Annotated in this window: 18 protein-coding genes; 4 read left to right on the forward strand and 14 right to left on the reverse strand. The window is 68.6% G+C overall.

Annotation, left to right across the window (positions count from 1 at the left end; translation table 11 throughout):
• Both AD72_RS30760 and AD72_RS30765 read right to left on the reverse strand, forming a co-directional pair.
• Entirely contained in the window at positions 1 to 849 is an 849-nt protein-coding gene (locus AD72_RS30760) for an ABC transporter permease (protein WP_051899192.1), read from the reverse strand.
• Positions 849 to 1,763: an ABC transporter ATP-binding protein gene (locus tag AD72_RS30765; protein WP_031470146.1), complete on the reverse strand. Its 915-nt coding sequence runs from the start codon at positions 1,761 to 1,763 to the stop codon at positions 849 to 851. The genes AD72_RS30760 and AD72_RS30765 overlap by 1 nt, the downstream gene beginning before the upstream one ends.
• Positions 1,764 to 1,872: 109 nt before the next feature.
• Here AD72_RS30765 and AD72_RS30770 point away from each other — a divergent pair, with 109 nt between their 5' ends.
• From AD72_RS30770 to AD72_RS30780, 3 genes are all read left to right on the forward strand, one after another.
• A complete protein-coding gene (locus tag AD72_RS30770; protein WP_051899193.1) occupies positions 1,873 to 3,066 on the forward strand; it encodes a sensor histidine kinase in 1,194 nt (397 codons plus the stop codon).
• Entirely contained in the window at positions 3,063 to 3,749 is a 687-nt protein-coding gene (locus AD72_RS30775) for a response regulator (RefSeq protein ID WP_031470148.1), read from the forward strand. Before AD72_RS30770 ends, AD72_RS30775 begins: the two co-directional genes overlap by 4 nt.
• 128 nt (positions 3,750 to 3,877) lie before the next feature.
• Positions 3,878 to 6,970, forward strand: a complete 3,093-nt coding sequence (locus AD72_RS30780; RefSeq protein WP_051899194.1) for a non-ribosomal peptide synthetase — start codon at positions 3,878 to 3,880, stop codon at positions 6,968 to 6,970.
• 24 nt (positions 6,971 to 6,994) lie between these two features.
• On the opposite strand, the gene AD72_RS30785 is transcribed toward AD72_RS30780, so the two are convergent.
• The 7 genes from AD72_RS30785 to AD72_RS30810 are packed head-to-tail and all read right to left on the reverse strand — an operon-like array spanning position 6,995 to position 13,704.
• Positions 6,995 to 8,377, reverse strand: a complete 1,383-nt coding sequence (locus AD72_RS30785) for an alkaline phosphatase family protein (RefSeq protein WP_031470150.1) — start codon at positions 8,375 to 8,377, stop codon at positions 6,995 to 6,997.
• Positions 8,374 to 9,471, reverse strand: a complete 1,098-nt coding sequence (gene eboE, locus AD72_RS30790; RefSeq protein ID WP_031470151.1) for a metabolite traffic protein EboE — start codon at positions 9,469 to 9,471, stop codon at positions 8,374 to 8,376. Before eboE ends, AD72_RS30785 begins: the two co-directional genes overlap by 4 nt.
• On the reverse strand, positions 9,468 to 10,331 hold the full coding sequence (locus tag AD72_RS30795; RefSeq protein WP_031470152.1) for a TatD family hydrolase: 864 nt from the start codon (positions 10,329 to 10,331) through the stop codon (positions 9,468 to 9,470). The genes eboE and AD72_RS30795 overlap by 4 nt, the downstream gene beginning before the upstream one ends.
• Complete coding sequence (locus AD72_RS38125) at positions 10,328 to 10,915, reverse strand: EboA domain-containing protein (RefSeq protein WP_343123748.1); 588 nt, start codon at positions 10,913 to 10,915, stop codon at positions 10,328 to 10,330. Before AD72_RS38125 ends, AD72_RS30795 begins: the two co-directional genes overlap by 4 nt.
• A gap of 1 nt (position 10,916) precedes the next feature.
• A complete protein-coding gene (locus AD72_RS38130) occupies positions 10,917 to 11,756 on the reverse strand; it encodes a sugar phosphate isomerase/epimerase family protein (protein WP_343123749.1) in 840 nt (279 codons plus the stop codon).
• Positions 11,753 to 12,571, reverse strand: a complete 819-nt coding sequence (locus tag AD72_RS30805) for an SCO3242 family prenyltransferase (RefSeq protein ID WP_031470153.1) — start codon at positions 12,569 to 12,571, stop codon at positions 11,753 to 11,755. Before AD72_RS30805 ends, AD72_RS38130 begins: the two co-directional genes overlap by 4 nt.
• Positions 12,568 to 13,704, reverse strand: a complete 1,137-nt coding sequence (locus AD72_RS30810) for an inositol-3-phosphate synthase (protein WP_031470154.1) — start codon at positions 13,702 to 13,704, stop codon at positions 12,568 to 12,570. Before AD72_RS30810 ends, AD72_RS30805 begins: the two co-directional genes overlap by 4 nt.
• Positions 13,705 to 14,094: 390 nt before the next feature.
• Here AD72_RS30810 and AD72_RS30815 point away from each other — a divergent pair, with 390 nt between their 5' ends.
• Positions 14,095 to 15,174 (forward strand): winged helix-turn-helix domain-containing protein, encoded by a 1,080-nt coding sequence (locus AD72_RS30815; protein WP_156365439.1) that lies wholly within the window; start codon positions 14,095 to 14,097, stop codon positions 15,172 to 15,174.
• Between the two features lie 53 nt (positions 15,175 to 15,227).
• On the opposite strand, the gene AD72_RS30820 is transcribed toward AD72_RS30815, so the two are convergent.
• From AD72_RS30820 to AD72_RS30840, 5 genes are all read right to left on the reverse strand, one after another.
• Positions 15,228 to 16,034: an alpha/beta fold hydrolase gene (locus AD72_RS30820; RefSeq protein ID WP_031470156.1), complete on the reverse strand. Its 807-nt coding sequence runs from the start codon at positions 16,032 to 16,034 to the stop codon at positions 15,228 to 15,230.
• Positions 16,035 to 16,054: 20 nt separating this feature from the next.
• Positions 16,055 to 18,430 carry a penicillin acylase family protein gene (locus AD72_RS30825; RefSeq protein WP_031470157.1) on the reverse strand — a complete coding sequence of 792 codons (2,376 nt, stop codon included), beginning with the start codon at positions 18,428 to 18,430 and terminating at the stop codon, positions 16,055 to 16,057.
• Between the two features lie 25 nt (positions 18,431 to 18,455).
• Positions 18,456 to 18,674, reverse strand: coding sequence for an MbtH family protein (locus AD72_RS30830; RefSeq protein WP_031470158.1), 219 nt, complete (start codon positions 18,672 to 18,674; stop codon positions 18,456 to 18,458).
• Positions 18,675 to 18,855: 181 nt separating this feature from the next.
• Positions 18,856 to 19,791 (reverse strand): ArsR/SmtB family transcription factor, encoded by a 936-nt coding sequence (locus AD72_RS30835; RefSeq protein WP_156365440.1) that lies wholly within the window; start codon positions 19,789 to 19,791, stop codon positions 18,856 to 18,858.
• 253 nt (positions 19,792 to 20,044) lie between these two features.
• Positions 20,045 to 20,404, reverse strand: a 360-nt coding sequence (locus AD72_RS30840) for a CGNR zinc finger domain-containing protein (protein ID WP_031470160.1), incomplete at its 5' end; no start/stop codon positions are given.

The following is a 20,404-nucleotide window of genomic DNA, read 5'->3' on the forward strand; positions in this document are numbered from 1 at the left end:
TCAGGAGATATCGCGGCGCATGACGCTGATCGCTCCGCCGCCGAGCGCGAGCACCACGTAGCTGGCCGCCACGACCAAGGCGCCACCCGGCGAGAACACATAGGGATGATTGCCGCCGCCGAGCTGCGAGGTCAGGTTCGGCAACAGGATCGAGGCGAGCCGGAGATCCCAGGGAGCCGGCAAGAAGTGCGCGAAGATCGGCACCACGAGGACCAGCGCGCCGAGGGTGGTCAGCGCCGCGGCCGTGGACCGCATCATCGCGCCGAGCCCCAGCGCCACGAGGCAGCTGACCAGCACCATCAACGCCGCGCCGAACACCGTCGGGATTCCGTCCGCCCACCGCGGCCACGGGTTGAACGGCGCCGGACGGTCACCGAAGAGCAACCGCGAATCGACGAAGGACAGCACGGAGAACACCAGTCCGCACACCAGGCCCACCAATGCGGCCACCGTGGCTTTGGCGCCCATCAGGGTGCGCCGCTGCGGTACGGCGATCAGCGTTGGCCCGATCGATTTGGTGGTGAACTCGGTGGTGATGATCATCGCCCCGATCGCGCCGATGAAGAACATCACGAACGGCATGCTCACCACGGTCGGATCGGATGCCTCGAAGCCTGCCTTCTTGGCCGGTGAGGACGCGTCGTAGGACTGGACCAGGATGAAGATGATCAGCGCGCCCACCGCCATCACCAGGACACCGGCGGCCAGGAACGCGTGCGTCGACCGGAGGCCGCGGATCTTCATCAGCTCGCTGCCGACCGCGAGCCGGTACACGCTCGCGCGCGGGGGCGGAGCCGAAACGGGAATGTCGAAATTCGTGGTCTTCCGATCGTCTTGCAGTGTGCTCATCAGTGCACCGCCTTCTGCACGGCTCGGTATTCGACCGCCTCATCGGTCATTTCCAGGTAGACGTCCTCGAGCGAGGCGCTGCGCGTCGTCAGCCCGTGGACGGGGATCGACGCGGCCGCGGCCGCGTCGCCGATGGCGGGCGCGTCCACGCCGACCACGACGAGATCGCCGTCCTCGGTGCGGGTGACCGTCGCGCCGAGGTGGACCAGGATGGGGGCGAGCTCATCGGCACGGGGAGCGCGAACGAGCACGTCATATCCGAACTGGCCTTCCATCTCGGCCACCGACATCTCCGCGATCAGCCTGCCCTTGCCGATGACCAGTACCTGGTCCACGGTCACCGCGAGTTCGCTCATCAGGTGGCTGGAGATCAGCACCGTCCGGCCCTCCGCGGCCAGTCCGCGCAGGGCGGAGCGGATCCACCGGATACCGGCCGCGTCCAGGCCGTTGACCGGTTCGTCGAGCAGGATCACCTCGGGATCGCCGAGCAGGGCGGCGGCGATCCCGAGCCGCTGGCGCATGCCGAGCGAGAACCCGCCGACCCGCTTCTGCGCGACGCCTTCCAGGCCGACCTGCTCCAGCACCGTGGTCACCCGGGACCGGTCGATGCCGTTGCTCTTGGCCAGGCAGGCCAGGTGGGCGAAGGCGGTGCGGCCGGGATGGGCGGCGTCCACATCGAATACCGCACCCACCTCGTGCAGCGGATAACGGATCTGGTCGTACCGGCGATTGCCGATCAACGCCGCACCGGAGGTCGGACGGTTCAGGCCGACCATGATCTGCAGGGTGGTGGTCTTGCCTGCCCCGTTCGGGCCGAGGAAGCCGGTGACCACACCCGGGTGGACCTCGAACGACAGGTGATCCACCGCGAGCGTGGAACCATACCGCTTGGTCAGGTCTCGTACCTCAATCATGGAAAACATGATTTCAGCGAAGACCGGTCCGCGCGTCTGACTCAGGTCCGGACTTGATGTCATACCCAGGTCATACGCGCGGCCGGGCACATGGATGTAGCGTTGGCCCGTGGCATGGCACAACGGATCCACCGCACGCGGTCAGCTGATCGACGCCGCGGCCGCCGTCGTGCTGGCCTTCGGCGCCGCCCGCGCCGTCCTCGAACCACCGGGGCCGCCGTTCACCGGCCCGCAGTGGGTGGCCTGGCTGGCCGGGGCCGCGGTCGGACTGCCGCTGGCGGTACGCCGCCGGTGGCCGCTGCCGGTATTGGGTTTCCTGGTCATCGCGACCACGGCCGCGACCTCGTTCGGCGCCGTGGGTGCCGGCGTCATCTGGGTGACCTACGTGGCCACCGCGCTGGCGCTGTACACCGCGGCCACCGCGACGGGCACCGTCGTGGCCACCCTGGCCCTGATCGTCAGCCTGGCCGGACCCGCAAGCACCATTCCCTGGCTCTATCACCGGACCGGGATGAGCCCGGCCGATGCACCGCTGAGCGAAGTTCCCCTGTGGTGGCAGGTCGAGCTCGGCCTTGTCGTCGCCGAATTGGCCATAGCGTGGGCCATCGGCATGGTGATCCGCTGGCGCAGGGCGATCCGGGCCGAATTCGCCCGCCGGTTCGCCCACGAGGCGGTCACCGACGAACGCCTGCGCATCGCCCGCGAACTGCACGACATCGTCGGGCACAGCATGAGCCTGATCGCGGTGAAGGCGACCGTGGCCAACCACATCGCCGAACAGCGGCCGGTCGAGACCCGCGCGGCCCTGCAGATCATCGAGCACACCAGCCGGACCGCGCTCACCGAGATCCGGCGGTTGCTCGACGTCCTGCGCGCCGCCGACGATCAGGCCGCCGAATTGGCCCCCGTACACGGCACCGCCGACCTGCCCGAGCTCGCCGAACGGCTACGCTCCGCCGGGCTGTGGGTCGACCTGAGCCTGACCGGCGTCGAGGACCTGCCCGAGGCGGTCGATCTGACCGTGTACCGGATCGTTCAGGAATCACTCACCAACGTGATGAAGCATGCCAACGCCCACCGTTGCCGGGTGACGGTGCGCGCCGCGGGAGGCAGCGTGCACGTTGAGGTCGTGGACAGTGGCCGGGGCCAGCGGTCATCCGGTCATCGATCGGCCGGTCAAGGCCTGATCGGTATGCGCGAGCGGGTGACCATGTACGGCGGAACGCTGACCGCGGGAGCACGCCCGGCGGGCGGGTTCGGGGTGGTCGCCGAGATTCCCTACGCCCCCGAGGAGCCCGCATGACGGACGCGGCACCGTCCCCGGACATCGCGGTACTGCTCGCCGACGATCACGACCTGATGCGGGAGAGCTTCCGGGCGCTGCTCGACGCGTCACCGGGTTTCCGCACGGCCGGCGAAGCCGGAACCGGTGCCGAGGCGATCCGGCTCGCCAGGGAGTACCGGCCCGATGTGGTGCTGATGGACGTCCGGATGCCCGAGATGGACGGGATCGAGGCCACCCGCAGGATCTGTGCGGATCCGGACCTGTCCGGGGTACAGGTGCTGATTCTGACGACCTTCGACCTGGACGAGTACGTCTACGCCGCGCTCACCGCCGGGGCGAGCGGGTTCCTGGTCAAGGATTCCACGGCTACGGAACTGCTCAACGGCATCCGGCTGGTCGCGGCAGGCGAGGCACTGCTGGCGCCCCGGGTCACCCGCCGGCTCATCGCCACGTTCACCGGGAAAGGCCAACCGGCCGGTTCCCCGCGCGGGCTGGACGAGATCACCGAGCGGGAACAGGAGGTGCTCGTGCTCATCGCCAGCGGACTGTCCAATACGGAGATCGCCCAGGAGCTGAACGTGGCGCTCGGGACCGTGAAAACCCATATCGGCCGCCTGCTGAACAAGCTGGACGCGCGGGACCGGGCGCAGCTGGTGATCGCCGCCTATGATTCCGGACTGGTCACCCCGCGCTCGCGCTGAGGCACCCGATCCTCGCTACCGGCCGGAAATGAGTTTAGGCCGGGGCTGAAACACGTACGCGACCGGCGATGCGCGCTGTTAGGTTTGCCGGGACTGCCCTGGTGCGGAAACGATGGGGAGAGGCTGACGTGAACCAACAGTCCCGAGTCATCCAAGACATCCTGCCACTTTCCCCGCTGCAGGAAGGTCTGCTGTTCCACAACCGGCTCACCGAGGAGGCCGGGGGAACCCGGGGCATCGACGTCTACGTCGGCCAGGTTGTCCTCGAGCTGGCCGAGTCGATCGACATCGCCCGGCTACGGCAGGCCGCCCAGTCCTTGCTTGACCGGCACGACAGCCTGCGTGCCTGCTTCCGGCCACGCAAATCCGGTGAGCTGGCGCAACTCATCACGCACTCGCCCACCTTGGCATGGCAGGAGGTTTCGGCGTCCCGGGCCGATGCCGAACAGCTGGTCGACGCCGAGCGGGAACGGGCATTCGACCTCGAGAGACCACCACTGCTGCGGTTCCTGCTGATCCGCGTCGAGAACGGCTGTCGGCTGGCACTCACGTTCCACCACATCGTGGTCGACGGCTGGTCGCTTCCGGTGCTGGTGCGGGAATTGCTGGCGCTGTACCGGAAAGCCGAACTGCCTTGCCCGCGCCCGTACGGTGACTACCTGCGCTGGCTGACCGCCCAGGACCGGGATGCCGCGCTGGCCGCCTGGCGCGCGGCGCTCGGCGATGTCGAGACGCCGACACTGGTCGCACCCGAGGCGTCCGCGCGGCCGGTCTTCCCAGAACAGCTGCATCGCGAACTGTCCGAAGTAGACACTGCGCGGCTCGTGCGGTGGGCGCGCTCGAACGGGTTGACCCTCAACACCGTCGTGCAGGGCGTATGGGGCGTGGTGCTGGGCGGTTTCACCGGACGCGCGGACATCCTCACCGGCATCACGGTGTCCGGCAGGCCGCCGGAGCTCGACGGCGTCGAATCCATGGTCGGCCTGTTCGTCAACACGGTGCCACTGCGAGTCTCGCTGGACCCGCGAGAGCATCTCACCGCACTGCTGAAGCGGTTGCAGTCTGAGCAGTCCGCGCTGCTGGCCCACCAGCACATCGGACTCGCCGACATCCTGGCCGGGGCCAAACTGTTCGACACACTGTGCGTGTTCCAGAACTACCCGTCCAGCGAGTCCACTGTGGACAGTGAACCGGTGGTCACGAACATCGCGGCCCGGGGCGGCGACACGACCCACTATCCGCTCACGTTCATCGTCGGACCGGGCCGCACGCTGCGGTTCCACCTCGACTACCGCCCGGATGTGTTCCACCGCGCGACCATCGAGTCACTCGCCGACCAGGTGCTGCGGCTGCTCGGCAGCGCCGCCGACGCCGCGGACACACCGGTCGGCCGGATCCAGCTGCTCGGCGAGGAAGAACGCGCGCGGTTACGCCGGCGCAGCGAAGGCCCCGGCGATGTGGCGGTCCCCGGCGCGACGATCCCGGAGCTGTTCGAAGCACAGGCACGCCGCACACCGGAGAACACCGCCGTCGTCCGCGGTTCCGCGCGGCTGTCTTACACCGAGCTGGACGAGTCCGCGAATCGGCTGGCCCATCATCTCGTCGACCGCGGCATGGGGCCGGGATCGGTGGTGGCGCTGCTGCTGCCGCGCGAGCTGGAACTGGTGCCCGCCGTGCTCGGCGTGCTCAAGTCCGGCGCGACGTACCTGCCGATCGACCCGCAGCAGCCGAACGAGCGGCTGCGGTACCTGCTCGGTGACGCGTCCGCGAACCTGCTGCTGACCGTGCGCTCGCAGGCCGAGCGGTTGCCCGGGGACCTGCCCGCGCAGGTCCTCGTACTGGACGATCCGCGGCTTCCGCTGGCCGACTGCCCGGCAACCGCGGTCACCGGGACCGCTCCGCTGCTGCCGCAGCACCCCGCCTACATCATCTACACCTCCGGTTCCACGGGCGCACCGAAGGGTGTCGTCGTGACGCACGAGAACGTCGTGCGGCTGCTGACCGCGACCGAGCGGCACTTCGGGTTCGCCGAAACCGATGTGTGGACGCTGTTCCACAGCTACGCCTTCGACCTTTCGGTGTGGGAGATGTGGGGTGCGCTGCTCTACGGCGGCAAGCTCGTCGTCGTACCACACTCGGTCAGCCGCGCCCCCCGGGAATTCCTGGCGCTGCTCGCCGAGGAGCGTGTGACCTTCCTGAACCAGACACCCTCGGCGTTCTATCAGCTGGCCCAGGCCGATGCCGAGCGTCCGGGCCACGAACTGGCGCTGCGGCACGTGGTGTTCGGCGGGGAGGCACTCGAACCCGCGCGCCTGGCGGACTGGTACTCGCGGCACCCCCATGACGCGCCCCTGCTGTCGAACATGTACGGCATCACCGAGACGACCGTGCACGTCAGTTATCTGGCGCTGGACAAGGACATCTCGCACAGCATGATCGGCGGGCCCATCGCCGACCTTTCCGTCTATGTGCTGGACGGCAACCTGCGCTTGGTGCCGCCCGGGGTGACCGGTGAGCTGTATGTCGCGGGTCCCGGCCTGGCGCAGGGTTATCTGGGGCAGCCCGGCCGCACGGCATCCCGGTTCGTGGCGAACCCGTTCGGCACCGGCCGGTTGTACCGCACCGGCGATCTCGCGCGCCACACCGGCGACGGGCTGGAATACCTCGGCCGGTCCGACCAGCAGGTGAAGGTACGCGGGTTCCGCATCGAGCTCGGTGAGGTCGAGGCGAAGATCGTCGCGCAGCCCTCGGTCACGGACGCGGCGGTGGTACTGCGCGAGATCGCCCCCGGAGACCAGGGCCTGGTGGCCTACCTGGTCGGTGAACCGGTCGAGGTGCCGGTACTGCGCGAACAGCTCAAGGCCGTGTTGCCCGATTACATGGTACCGGCCGCGTTCGTGGTGCTGGAGCAGTTTCCGTTGACGGTCAACGGAAAGCTCGACCGCGCAGCCCTTCCCGCACCGCGGCGTCCGGTTTCCGGCAGTGGTCGTGCGCCGCGCGGCCCGCGCGAGGAGCTCGTGTGCGAACTGTTCGCCGAGGTGCTCGGTGTCGGCTCGATCGGGGTGGACGACGACTTCTTCGAACTCGGTGGGCACTCGCTGACCGCGGTGCGGCTCGCCGGGCGGATCCGGTCCGCGCTGGGGGCCGAAGTCTCGGTTCAGCAGGTCTTCGACAACCCCACCCCCGCCCAGCTGACCGACTGCCTCGAAGCCCCGCGCTGATCCGGTTCCCGGACGGTCGAGTGTTCAGTCCGCCGGGACGGTCTCGCGCAAACCCTGCAGGCTCAGCACCATGTTCTTGATGTCGGTCACCGGCACGCTCTCCGGCAGGTCGAGCTCCCGTGAGCACAGCACCAGCGGCGAGTCGGCGGCCGTGTCCGGCAGCCTGCCGTGCGATCCGCGCACCCATCCCGCGTCGGTCGGCACCATGGACATCCGGTAGCGCAGCCCGGCCCGCTTGCGGACCAGGTTCATGGCGGCTTTCGCCTTCGCCAGCGGGTCGGCCGGATCGAAGAAGAGCTCCGCGGGGTCATAGCCCGGCTTGCGGTGAATCTCGACGCCCCGGGCGAAATCCGGGGCGTGCGCGTCCTCGTTCCAGTAGTAGTACGTGAACCAGGCGTCCGGTTCCGCCACCAGTACCAGCTCTCCAGCACGGGCATGGTCGATTCCGTACGCGCGTTGCCCTTCCCGATCGAGCACCTGGTCCACACCGGGCAGCTCGGCAAGGACCGCCCGTGCCCGCGACAGATCGGTGGCTTCCGGGACGTACACGTGCGCGATCTGGTGATCGGCGACCGCGAATGCCCTGGAGGTCCACGGATCCAGGTATTCCATCCCCTCCTGGGTGTACACCTCGAGCAGCCCCGCGGCACGCAGTGCGCGGTTCACGTGCACCGGGCGCGATACCGCGGTAATGCCGTACTCGCTGACCACCAGCACCGTGATGCCCGAAGCCGCCGCCTTCTCGAGCAGCGGGGCGGCCGCCGCGTCCACCGCGCGTGCCGCGCGCGCGGCCGCGGCCGAGTCCGGCCCGTACCGCTGCAGGTCGTAGTCCAGGTGCGGCAGGTAGGCCATAGTCAGCTCCGGCGGATCGTCCAGCACCCGCATCCCGGCGGCGGCGATCCACCGGGACGAGGCGATGGCTGCCGTCGGCCCCCAGTACTGGAACAACGGGAACGGCCCCAGCTGCGCGGTCAGCTCGTCGTGCAGCCGCGGCGGCCGGACATAGCAGTCCGGGGACTTGCGGCCGTCCGCGTGATACACCGGCCGCGGGGTCACCGTGATGTCCGTGCTGGCGCCCATCGCATACCACCAGCACAGGTTCGCCGCCCGGTAGCCGGGGATCTCGGCCCGCGCCGCCTCCCAGATCTTCGTGCCGCCGACTAACCGGTTGTGCTGTCGCCACAGGTGAATCTCGCCGAGATCACGGAAGTACCACCCGTTTCCGACGATCCCGTGTTCGGCGGGCAGCAGCCCGGTCAGCATCGAGGACTGCACGCTGCAGGTCACCGCGGGCAGTACCGGCCGCAGCCGGGCCCGGGTGGCGAGCCGGCCGAGGTTCGGCATGTGTTCGAGCAACCCGGCGGTCAACCCGACAACGTTCAGTAACAGCACCCGCCCGCAGCTCATCGCGGCACCGCCGCCGACAGCCGGGCACCGGCCCAGGCCAGCTCCGCCGCGATCCCCGGGACCAGCGGCTCGCGGTGCGCGCGCGGCAACACCGACCAGGTATAGGTTTCCACCTCGACCGGCACATCCTGGTCGAGGTCCCCAAGCACCGTCTCGATCACCTCGGTGGTCGCCCGCAGCGGAGCCCGGGGGCGGGCATGCAGCGGAACATGGAAATGCACCCGCCACGGTGCGCGCCCCGGCAGCGTGCCACCCAGCGCGTCCGCCAGGTCGTCCGCGCCACCCACGGACCGTTCCCGGACCTGGTGCAGATACCGCCCTTCGGCGAACTCCGCGAGCGCATCGCGCACCGCGGGGTCCATCGGGTCGGGCACCTCCAGCGCTGCCGATGCCTGCACCTTGGCCACCCGAAGCCCGGCGTCCGCGATCGAGGCGACGGTCGCGGACGGGTCCGCCCAGGACACCGCGAGGTGGCAGGTGTCAAGGCAGATACCGACCAGCTCCGGATCCACCCGGCCGGCCAGCCAATCCACCGCGTCGGCGACCGTGTCCAGCACACAACCGGGCTCGGGTTCGACCGCGAGCCGGATCGGCCGGCCCGCCCGCTCCCCCGCCGCGGCACACGCCCGTGCGGCCTCGGTCAGGCCCGCGGCAGCGCTCGCGTCATCGGCCGCCGTCCAGGGGGTTCGCCAGCCGAGCGGCAAGGTCGAAATGCTGCCCGCCCGCGCGTCATCGGCCAGCAGCCCGGCCAGCACCGTGGCGCAGTTCGCGGTGTAGCGCACTCGCGCCTGCTCCGTCCACGCCGGCCGGTAGACATCGTGCCGGACGCGTTCCCGGTGGAAACCGCCGTACGGGAATGCGTTCAGCGTCAGCACATCCAGCCCGCGCGCGTCCAGCTCACCGCGAAATCGGCGCACCGCCGCCGGATCCGCGGCCAGCCCCTCGGCCACTCCGGCGGCCAGCCACAGTCCCAGTCCCAGCCGGTCGGCGCCGAGCTGGTGGCGCACCGGAAGCGAATACCGGTCCAGCTGCTCCAGTATCCCGGGCAGGTCCTCGGCCGGGTGCACATTGGTGCAGTAGCAGAGCTTGCTCACGGTCGTTCCCCTCGCAGCACCGAATTTCCCTCGAACACGGTGGTTTCCTCCGGCGGCTCGGGGAACGGCTCGGGATTCAGCCTGCCGGACTGGCCGTAGAAGTCGACGGGGTTGCGCCACAGCACCGTATCCACATCGCATTCGGTGAACCCGGCGTCCAGCATCGCGAGCGCCACCCGGTAGGTCTTCAGCGGATCCGAGCGGCCCCAGTCCGCCGCCGAGTTGACCAGCACGCGTTCGGTGCCGTACTCCCGCAACACCCGGACCATGCGATGCTCGTCCATCTTGGTGTCCGGGTAGATCGAGAAACCCATCCAGCAGCCGCTGTCCGCGACCAGGTCCACGGTCGTCTCGTTCAGGTGATCGATCAGCGCGTATTGCGGCGACACTCCCGATTCGGCCAGCACGTCCAGGGCGCGCCGGGTACCGGCCAGCTTGTCCCGGTGCGGGGTGTGCACCAGCACGGGGAGTTCGAATTCGAGCGCCAGTTCGAGCTGGCGTTGCAGCGCGAAATCCTCTTCCGGGGTCATCGAGTCGTAGCCGACCTCGCCGACCGCGACCACGCCGTCCTTGGCCAGGTATCTCGGGAGCACGTCCAGCACCTCGACACAGCGAGGATCGTTGGCCTCCTTGGGATTCAACGCGATCGTGCAGTGGTGCCGGATGCCGAACTGCCTGGCACGAAAACGTTCCCAGCCGATCAGCCCGTCGAAGTAGTCCACGAACGAACCCACCCCGGTACGGGGCTGGCCCAGCCAGAACGCCGGCTCCACCAGGCCCCGCACACCCACCGCGTGCATGTTCTCGTAGTCGTCGGTGGTGCGGGAGGTCATATGGATATGGGGGTCGAAGATCCTCAACACTGTGCTCCCAACGTCAGCAGGTACTCGGCATCCGCGCCCGGCGGGCGGCCCGCGGCCCGGCGTTCCTCGGCGAAATCCTCGACCATGCGCGACAGCTCGGCGTCCATCTTGGTGCGCAGTCCGGCAACCGCGCGCACCGGAATGCCCATGAACAGCACTTTCAACACACCGTGCCGCCACTCGTGCTGCCCGAGGTGCTCCGCGGCGAACCGCCCCATCGCCACCGCGACCAGCCTGGTGTCGTTGCTGCGCAACGCATCGCGCACCAGCGAAACCCCGGTTTCGGCACAGGATCGCGGCAACAGCGGCAGGCCGCGCAGTACACCGCGCCGTTCCGCATCATCACCGTGCCGATACAACTCGCCGACCATCGCGGGCAACCGTGCCGGGGCACACGAGTCCGCGAGTACCACCAGCAATTGACAGCGCGCCCTGTCCTCCACGCTGCCGTACACCAGGCCGTCCCGGTCCAGTTGCGGGTACAGGGCGGCACGTCCCACCATCCGGCCCACCGCGGGGAACAGCGTGTGCACCGCGGAGGGGCACTGCCGGATCCGTTCCTCGGCTCCTTCCAGCCACATCTCACACCACCGCCGTGGCAGCGGCGTTCAGCGCGCGCAGGGAGGCGGCGGCCAGCACAGGGGCCGCGTGACTGTGCCGGGGCAATTCCACGGCGGCGACGCCCCGGTACCCGACCTCGTCCAGGGCGGCCAGCGTCGCGGGCAGATCAAGCTCCCCCTCCCCGAACGGCAGATGCTCGTGCACGCCCGCACGCATATCGTCGAGTTGCACGTTCACCAGCCACGGCGCTGCGGCCCGCACACAATCGGCGGCCGACCGGTCCTCGACGGCGACACAGTGCCCGACATCCAGGGTGATCCCGAGGGCCTCCGGATGCCCCAGCTCGGCCCGCAGCCGGAACAACGCGGGCAAGGTGTCCACCGCCATGCCCGGCTCCGGTTCGAACCCCAATCGCATGCCCCGCGCGCCCGCGTACTCCACCAGCGGCGGCAATCGATCCCGAAGCCGTTGCCAGGCCACGGTTTCCGGCACATCCCGGGGAACGGTCCCCGACCACAGCGAGACACATTCCGCGCCGAGCCGCTCCGCCACCCGTACCGCGCTCCTGGTCAGCTCCATCCGCGGTTCCGCAGCCTGGCTCACCAGGGTGGGCTCGTGCTTGTCGCGGGGGTCCAGAAGATACCGGGCTCCGGTCTCCACCACGCGGCGCAGTCCCAGTTCGTCCAGCAGGGCGGCGACCCGGTCCGTTCGGGCCGGAATATCGGTGGCGAGCGGATCAAGATGATGATGGTCGAGCGTGATGGCCACTGCCGAGTATCCGGTGTCGGCCAGCAGCCGCAGCGCGTCCTCCAGCCGATGACCGGCGAACCCGTTCGTGTTGTAACCGAGCGCGTAGGTCATGTCGGACTCGCCTTCCTGGCCAGCAACCGGGCGACCGGATATGCGGCAGCCACCATCGCCGCCCTCCGCTGTGCCCCGCCGGCGGCTACCAAGGTGGCCTGCAGGGGAATCATGCCGTGGATGCCCGCCGCTGTCGCCCTGCGAACCGCATTCGCGCCACGGTCCCGCGCGGCCCGCAGCTGGGCATGCCCGACCGTTGCCGCATAACCGATCCGCCACGGCATGCCCGCCGATCCACCGCTCGCCGCACAGATCGCGGTCGCGGTCAACGCCAGCGCGCACGCCCCAGGCCCGGCACCGTGCACCTCGCCGCGGGAAAGCACGGTGACCCCCACCGTGTGCACCGCCAGCACCGTCGCGGCACGGGCCGCGGGCGCGCCGGGCGCACCGAGCAACACATCCAGCCCCCGGCACAGGGCCATCGTCGCCGGTCCCGCGGCGGTGCGCTTCGCATAACCGTCATAGCAAGCGATCGCGCCGGTCAGGGCCGCGGCGACCGGAACCGCGGCCCGACCTCCGCCGATCGCCGCGAACACCATCCCCGCACCGGCGAGTCCCCCGGCCGCGGCCAGCGCAGCCGCGGGCCGGATCTCTCCTGAGGGGATGGGCCGCTCCGGCCGCTCCACCGCGTCCACCCTCCGGTCCGCCCAGTCGTTGAAAACCATGCCGGACCAGTAGAACGACGCGGAAGCCAACGGCAGCAACAACCTTCGGCCGCGCAGTGGCCTACCGCCCGCCGCGGCGCCCGCGACCGTGTCACCGAGCGCTGTCAACGCCGCGGGCGCCCGGAGCAGACGTAACCATGCCGCAGTCACGAGGTCGCCCACCACCGCAACTGCTCGGCCTGCTGGGCCAGCCGGAGCTCGGCGCTGCCGACCGGTTCCTTGAAATAGAACCCCAACGCGCCCAATGGCCCGCTTTCCCCGCGCGCCTGCGCTCCCGCCACCAACCGGGCGAGGTCGAGAACCAGCGGTGCGGCCAGCGCGGAATCGTAGCCGTCCCAGGACAGTTGCAGGTTCATCCGGGCGCCGAGGAACCCCTCGAACGAGATGTAGTCCCAACTGACCTTGCGCTCGCCCAGTTCCGCGACATTGTCGATATGCAGCGGAGCCGGGATATCGGCACCCAGCAGCGACTCCAGCACCTGGCCCTTGGAGGCGAGTTTCCCGGCAGCACGTTCGGCATCACCCAGATTTGCGCCGTCTCCCCCGCCGAGCAGATTCGTCCCGGACCACGATCGGACCGGCAAGGCGCGGGCCGCGAACATGGGCGCCAGCACCGATCGCAGCAACGTCTGCCCCGTCTTGGCATCGGCACCCGCATAAGGAACTCGCTGCCGCAAGGCCAGCTCGGCGAGTGCCGGGTACCGGATACCCGGCGACGGGGTGAACTCCACATAGCCACAGCCCGCCCGCAGCGAGGCGTAACACCCCAGCGCGGTAACCGGCAGCACATCCCGGCCCTCGCCGAGCGTGCGCTCCAATGCCGTCAGGTCGTGGTGCTCCGGCTGATCGGGCACCGGGGGCTCCGTGCTCGTCACGTTCACCACGACGACCCTGTCCAGCCGATGCCGATCACGGAACTCGGCGATCTCCCCGCCGATCCGGTCGGCCGCCGTGCCCTGCTCCTGTGCACCCCGTTGATAGCCGGTGCGGAGCTCTTTCTCGACGGCTTCGAGCTCATCACCCACCGCGCGGACCGCATCATTCGGGAGCAGCCCGTCCGCCGCCAGCAACTCGGCGCGCTTGACGAGCGGGACATCGACCACGTCATGACCGCCCACCACGAGCTGTGACCAATTCGGGAAGCACTCCGGCAGGTCGAGGGTTTCGGTGACACAACCGGTAGCGGGGTACAAACCCTTGCGCACCGCGGCAAGGCCGCAGATCGCTGTCACGGCAACGGATCCACGGGCGCCGAAAAACCACAACCCGACCCGGTCAGCCATTTCGATGCCTCCAGTATTCGGCGACGGTGCTGGCACCATTCACCCTGTCAAGGCTGCCCCTGCCGCACATCCTCTTTCACCCCAGCCGAAAACACTGGTGTCCACATTGGACTGTCGACGATCACACCCGCGCCCGAGAAGAACGACACATCCGCGCACGGAACGTATCGATGCGCTGCTACACATCCCGCACCGTCGGGGCACGGTCGGTGACCAGTCGCCCGCACTTGGGGGATATGTTGAGTTTTCACCCAATCCGGGGTATTTTTCGATGGTCGTTTGTCACATATCCTACCGATTAGTTCCATTTTGAGCCGGCTGCTGGGGCCCGGTTTCCGGCGAGTATTTCTGCCACCGGGTGCTGTCCGGCGAGACGGGGAGGGCGGGAACGTGAGCCGAATTTGCTTCGAGACGACCGATCTGACGCGAGTTCGCCTGGCGCCGACACTAGGGAGCAAGGTCGAGGCGATATTCGCGCTGGAACACCTGGACGCGGGCCGCAACTCGCGTCCGGCGCGGTGGCGGGACGGAGCGCGCGCCGTGCCGGGGCAACAGATGGCCGCCATATCGGAGCTGGTCGCCACCCTGCGCCCGGTCCCGGACCTGGTGCGGTTGCTCACCTGCCCCGAGGATGGCAGGCGATCACCCGAGCTGCCGCGCTGGCCGGCATCGGCCAATATGACCCAGCGCCGGGCTCATCGGATCGTGAACGCTTACCGGGACACCGCGATCGCGCCGCACTGGCCGGAGATTCGCAACCACCTCCAGATCGATTTCGATGCCCGGAGCAGGCTGCTGGCCTCCGGTGGGGTCGACCGGCTGATGTCCACACTGGACTCCAGGCTCACATGGCGGTCCGGGCACCTGGAAATCCCGGACGACGACTCCGGCATCTACCGGCTCGCGGGCCGCGGGCTATTGCTCGTTTCCTCGGTTTTCCTCAGCAAGCGCCCCGCCGTCCTGCTCGGGGCCTATGCCGGTTCCCCGCACCCACCGGTCCTGGTCGTGTCCGCACCGGTCGAGCCGGGCCGCGCGGGCATCCCCTGGGGACCCGGGGCGCTGAACGGTCAGCAACTGTCGGCACTGATCGGCCGGACTCGCGCCGCCCTGCTCAACGCCATCCAGGACGGAACCTGTGGCACCAACACCGCACTGGCCGACCGGCTCGGCATTTCGTCCGCAGGGGTGAGCCAGCACTCGGACGTCCTGCGCCAAGCGGGTCTGATCACCAAGCGCCGCAACCGCAATACGGTGTGGCACACCCTGACTCCGCTCGGCGCCGCTCTGCTGTGCAGCGACGGTCTCAGCGCCGCGCGTTCATCCTCGGTCGCCGACGACCGGCCTGCCGAGTCCGGGCCCGACGGCCGCGCCGGGCAGCACGGCGGTCAGGAGCAGCGAGGCGGCCATCGGGCACTGCCGGAATGGGTGTGCAGGGGCGGCCAGGACCGGATTCTCGGCGTGTGCACCTGAGCCAACCCGGCCGCTCGGATTTCCTGAAAGTCCCCCGGGATGGCACACCGGATTCAAGAGGAATGGAAGAATTCGATGATGCTCTTGTTCACCATTTCCGGGCTTTCCAAGTAGCCGTAGTGACCTGCCTCCGGGACGAGTTCGAAGGAGGAACCGGGGATGAGCGCGGCGAGTTCACGACCGGCTCGAGGCGGGGTGATCAGGTCATCGGCGAAGGAGATCACGTGGCAGGGCACGGCAATGTGCCGGTAGGCGTCCCGCCGGTCGGGCATGGGTTCGAGCTTCAGCTGAGCCAGCAGGCCCTGTTTCGTAGCGCCGTTTCCGAGTTCGAACAGATCCAGCCAGTCGACGATGGACCGTTCGTCGTCGAGTGAGCTCGGGGACAGCATCTGCAAGGCACGCACGATGGCGGCGTAGCCACTCGGAACGGCAACCCCGCTCTCCGCCAGTTCCCGTTCGCCACGCGCCAAAGCCGCACGGGCGGCATCGCTGCGCGCGCGGCTGGCCATCAGCACGGCCTGGCGCACGAGGCCGGGACGGGCCAGGCAGAGTTCCTGTGCCAGGTAGGCACCCATGGAGGTGCCGATGATCCGGGCCGGCCCGATCCCGAGGCTCTCGATCAATCCGATGACATCGCCGAGCATGTCCTCGATGGTGAACCCGCTGGAACATTCGTCGGTGGGCGGAATCCCCCGGTTGTCCACCAGAACGGCCTGGAACCCCGCCGCGTTGAGCGCCGGAACCTGGTGCATACGCCAGCTCTGCGCCGTGCTGCCGCTGCCCATCAGCAACACGACCGGATCGCCGGAGCCGTGCACCTGATAGTGCAGCCGGATTCCGTTGACATTCAGGATCGGCATGAGATGCTCCGTTCCATGGCTCAGCGCAGGGCGATGACCCGCAGCGCGGGCGAGGCGAGGATCTGGGACCGCGTGAACCGGTCCGGTACCCATCGTCCGGCGGAGAACAGCCGGGTCTGGTCACTGAAATGTGGTGAGCCGGGGTCGGCCGACTGCGCGTAGGTCAGCAGCGTGGATCCGCTCGGCCCCGCCGCGGTGAACTGGATCGACTGGATGAAGCTGGAACCGCTCGTCACCTCGGTGTTGCCGCGACGGGGATCCCAGACCGGGGTGATCACGTTCAGTACGCCGGTCTGGTGCGGGGCACCGTGGATCGGGATGGTCTCGCCGTTGCGGGGCACCGCCTGGTACTGGCCAAGACCGGCATCCGGCGCGATGCCCGCAGCACGCAGCTCGGCGACCGCGGTGCCGAACGCCTTCTGGACCTCGGGATTCGCGGTGTTCAGCGAGTTCGGCGTGTGGACCGGGTCGCGTAGGTCGAACGGAACCTTCCACAGGTCACGGACACCGCCGAGGCCTTGCACGAAACGCTGGAACAACAGGGATCCCTTGCTGTGGACGGTGAACCGTCCGTCCCAGGTGGACAGTGCGCCGCAGTAGGGTGCGACGTCGGCCGGGCCGGTACTCGATGGGGCGATTCCGCCGGGGAACGCCGCGCACATCCTGGCCGTGTCCTCGGCGGCGAGCTCCGCGGCGCGGCTGGCGTCCGAGAACAGGATCGACCGCATGCTCGCGGCATCGAATCCCTTACCGGGCAAGCCATCAACGCCGGAGAGGCGCCGTTGAGCGGACAGGATGCCCTGTTGGGTGCGCAGTGACGGCGCGGTCCCGATGCTGCCCATGGTGCGCGGGTAGCCGGTGATCGGCTGCGCGGGGTTGGCCAGCCAAGCGGAGTCGTTGGAGTTGGTGACGAAGTCCGCACGGTCGCGCTGTGGCTGCCGGGACGGGCCGAGTAGCCCCGGTGCGGCCGAGTCCGGATCGGTGCGCCAGGAGCAGTCGCCGCGGGAGCCATCCACAATGGACAGACCGGCGGCCCGATAGGTCTGCTTGCCCATCGCGGTACCGCATCGGTCCACGTACTCCTCGGTGACTCCGGGGGCAGCCTGGATATCGGCGAACAAGGCGCGGCCACGCCGGTCCACCGCGAGGGTGTTCACCCATGGCACGCCCTGAGTTCCGGCGAGGGTGCCGCGCACGCCATCGGTGCTCCGCGCGGTATCGAGGCCGAACCAGGTGTTGAGCAGCCGCAGGTTGCCCTGATTCGCGTCGCGCAACGAGAACACGTTTCCGCTCCAAGGCAACGGGACACCTGACGGACCGCTGGTGATCACCGGACCATAGCGGGTTCCGTAGATCGTCTTGGTGACCGGTGCTCCGCCGGCGAGCGGCACACTGATCCTGGTCGTCGTCATCTTTTCCGGTTTGCCGTCCACCAGATAGCTCGTCGGGTCACCGGGCACGGTGGGGTTCTGGAACAGGCCGAACGTTGTCGCCGTGGAGACCGTATGGCTCCAGGCCACCTCGGCGTTGTGCCCGATCATCACGATCGGCATGCCGAGCAGGCTGGCGCCACTGGCGTTGAATTTACCGGGGATGGTCAGCTGTGCCTGCCAGAACCGGCGCGGACCGCGCCACGGGTAGTGCGGATTCCCCAGTAGCGCACTGCGCACTCCCGGCTTGGTGCCGCCACTGCCCGCCGCGATCGCATTGCTGCCCAGATCGTGTTCGGCGGCCCGGGCGCGCGCCGCGGCGACCAACTTCCCCGCACTGGGCACCGCGGACTCGACGGCACCGGACGGTGGGGCCGCGCCGATCATCCCCTCGGCGGCGGCTCCGGACCCGGTGACGACGGCCAGCGCATAGGCGTGGGTGTACACATCGAGATCGCTGATCGGCCGAAGCCACGGCTTGCCCTTGCATGCCGGGTCCGTGACTCGCCCGCCGGCCAGATACTTGTTATATCCCTGCGCGAATCCGTGCACGAGCTGGCGAACTTCGGGGCGTGGACCGGCCGGTGCCCCGGCCGCCAGCGATCGCCGCACCGCGCCCGTGGCCGAGAGGTAGCGGAAGTACGTGTCGCTGCTGAGGTTGGTATCGGCGTTCGCCAGCGAGGTATCCGCCGGGCCGGACGCGCCGAGATAGCGGGACCGGTCGCCGCGCACCGTGAGGTACACCTCGGCCAGCGTACAGAGATTGTCCTTGGCCTCGGCGAAACCGTAACCGTAGCCGAGATCGGTGAAGTTGCGAGCCTCGATGTGCGGGACGCCGTGCTCGGTGTATGCCAGTGTGGCACGGGCACCGGAGGACGGGGAATCCCGCGCCGTCGTGGCCGCGCTCAGGCCGGGAACCAAGGCGAGCGCGGCCACCACCAGCACTACGGTGATTCGTTTTAGCACAAGGGTTCCTTCCACGCACCCCGGATCAATCGGCACCGTCCATCGCGTCGGCGAGGGACTTCGGCCGCATGTCCGTCCAGTTCTCTTCGATGTAGTCGAGCGCCGACTGGCGATCGGTCTCCTCCAGGACGACCTTCCAGCCGTCCGGGACCTCCACGAAGGACGGCCAGAGCGAGTACTGGAGCTCGTCGTTGATCAGCACCAGGTAGCGACCGTCCGGGTCTTCGAAGGGGTTGGTGCTCATAGCGAATCCTTTCCGTTCAACATCGCCTGCGATCTCGAAGCGTTCGGTGCGGCATCGTTTCTGACGCTAACCGAACCGCCGGTGCCTGGTCACCATGCTTAAGGCGGGAATGAAACGGGGCGACGCAAGGGCGTTTCAGTTTCCCGGTGACGAGGACATCGCCGCTGCCCGAGGGTGCGGTTCACCCCTCGAGCGCGGCGAATCCCTCGGCGGCCGGGGCCATCTGGTGCGGGATGGCAGCGACCTCCCGGTAGCCCAGCAGGTGCACACCGAGGGCGGTTACCGTGTGCATCACCGAATTGCGGTTGCGCCGTGTGGTGATCAGCCCCGCGCTGCGCAACACCGAGGCGTGCTGGCTGGCCGCGGCGACCGAGATGCCCAGCCGGTTGGCCAGTTCGGTGGTAGTGCTGCTGTCCACCAGGTGCCGCAGCACGGAGGCGCGGGTACGACCCAGTAGCGCGGAAAGCGAACTCTCCGCGCGGTAGCTGGCTCCGCCCCAGATCGCCTTGGCCACCTCCTGGTCCGGCGGCGCGGAGAACAGCAGTACCAGCGGATCCCCTTCCCCGGAAGGCTCGATACACGCCGCGGGCCTGGTACAGAGGAACGTGGAAGGGCACAACACCACGCTGCGCCCGTTCGCATACACGATGCGGTCCGGACCGGGGGCCTGGATCCGGATCACCGGGGGCTCCCAGTGAATCTGCGGATGCAGGGTGGCCAGCAGCCGTTCCACGCCCCCAGCGGCGAGCACCCGGCCGAGGACACCGCGGCGCGACTCGAGGTGTGCGAGGATGCCGCTCCAGTACGGTGTGATCATCAGCTGCGTGAACTCGTTGAGTTCCGCGGCGAACCGTCGTTGCTCGCCGGTGAGACCGAGTCCCGGGTCGGCTGCGTGCATCCCCTGTTGCCAGCGCAGCTCCGGCTCGCAGTGCCGCGAATTGAACAACAGCCCGAGGCCGTTGCCGTCGTGGCCGAATCTGTTGCGGACCCGCTGTCTCCACTCGCCGAACGGTCCCGCGGTGTTGCCGTCGAGCAGATCGACGGCCAGCGCGGCCTCCACCTTCGGCCCCGCGGTGGCGATGATGCGTGTTCGGACGAGGTCATCGACAGTAAGCACGATCTGCAGCAACGGTCCCCCAGGTTCAACCGGAGTCAGCAATACTTGAACTATTCAGATTATGTCTGCAATCTACCTTTCTGAAAGCTGAAAACTTGAAGCTAGTTACGGCAAACCGGCAAGTCAAGGGACCGCTAATCGGATCGATAACATACGGATATCGCAAACCAAAGGAATCGTTTTCGTTTGGTGTTCACTCCTTCGGCCCCGTTTTTACGGTAGGGTCGAGCGCGCGCGGCACCGGCTATGGCGATCACTTCGCCGATCCGGAGTTCTTGCGGTTGGCATTGAAGCGCGCTTTCTTCTGCCGGTTCCCGCAGGTGTTCATATCGCACCATCTGCGGGTGCGGCTCTGACTGGTGTCGAAGAAGGCGGCCTGACAGGTCGGTGAGGCACACAGGGCCAGCTTCCCGTCTCGTTCGCCCGCGATGATGCTGACCGCGTCGGCGGCGATCACGCTGAGGGCGTCTTCCACCCGGGAACCCGGGCCGAGCCGCCATTGCCGCTGCCCCTCGGGGGTCAGGACGGCCGCGGCCCGCCCCTGAACGCTGCGCTCGTTGATGATCCGGACCGCGGACGCGGGGAGCGGTTCCGCGACGGCGGCCGCCGTCGC

This window comes from Sciscionella sediminilitoris (assembly GCF_000737195.2).
GTDB lineage: Bacteria > Actinomycetota > Actinomycetes > Mycobacteriales > Pseudonocardiaceae > Sciscionella > Sciscionella sediminilitoris.

Coding starts and splice junctions, on each gene's coding strand:
- AD72_RS30760 (WP_051899192.1), bottom strand. CDS start 849: ATGAGCACACTGCAAGACGATCGGAAGACCACGAATTTCGACATTCCC.
- AD72_RS38130 (WP_343123749.1), bottom strand. CDS start 11,756: ATGACCTACGCGCTCGGTTACAACACGAACGGGTTCGCCGGTCATCGG.
- AD72_RS30810 (WP_031470154.1), bottom strand. CDS start 13,704: ATGGCTGACCGGGTCGGGTTGTGGTTTTTCGGCGCCCGTGGATCCGTT.
- AD72_RS30785 (WP_031470150.1), bottom strand. CDS start 8,377: ATGAGCTGCGGGCGGGTGCTGTTACTGAACGTTGTCGGGTTGACCGCC.
- AD72_RS30775 (WP_031470148.1), top strand. CDS start 3,063: ATGACGGACGCGGCACCGTCCCCGGACATCGCGGTACTGCTCGCCGAC.
- AD72_RS30820 (WP_031470156.1), bottom strand. CDS start 16,034: ATGCCGATCCTGAATGTCAACGGAATCCGGCTGCACTATCAGGTGCAC.
- AD72_RS30765 (WP_031470146.1), bottom strand. CDS start 1,763: ATGATTGAGGTACGAGACCTGACCAAGCGGTATGGTTCCACGCTCGCG.
- AD72_RS30830 (WP_031470158.1), bottom strand. CDS start 18,674: ATGAGCACCAACCCCTTCGAAGACCCGGACGGTCGCTACCTGGTGCTG.
- AD72_RS38125 (WP_343123748.1), bottom strand. CDS start 10,915: ATGTGGCTGGAAGGAGCCGAGGAACGGATCCGGCAGTGCCCCTCCGCG.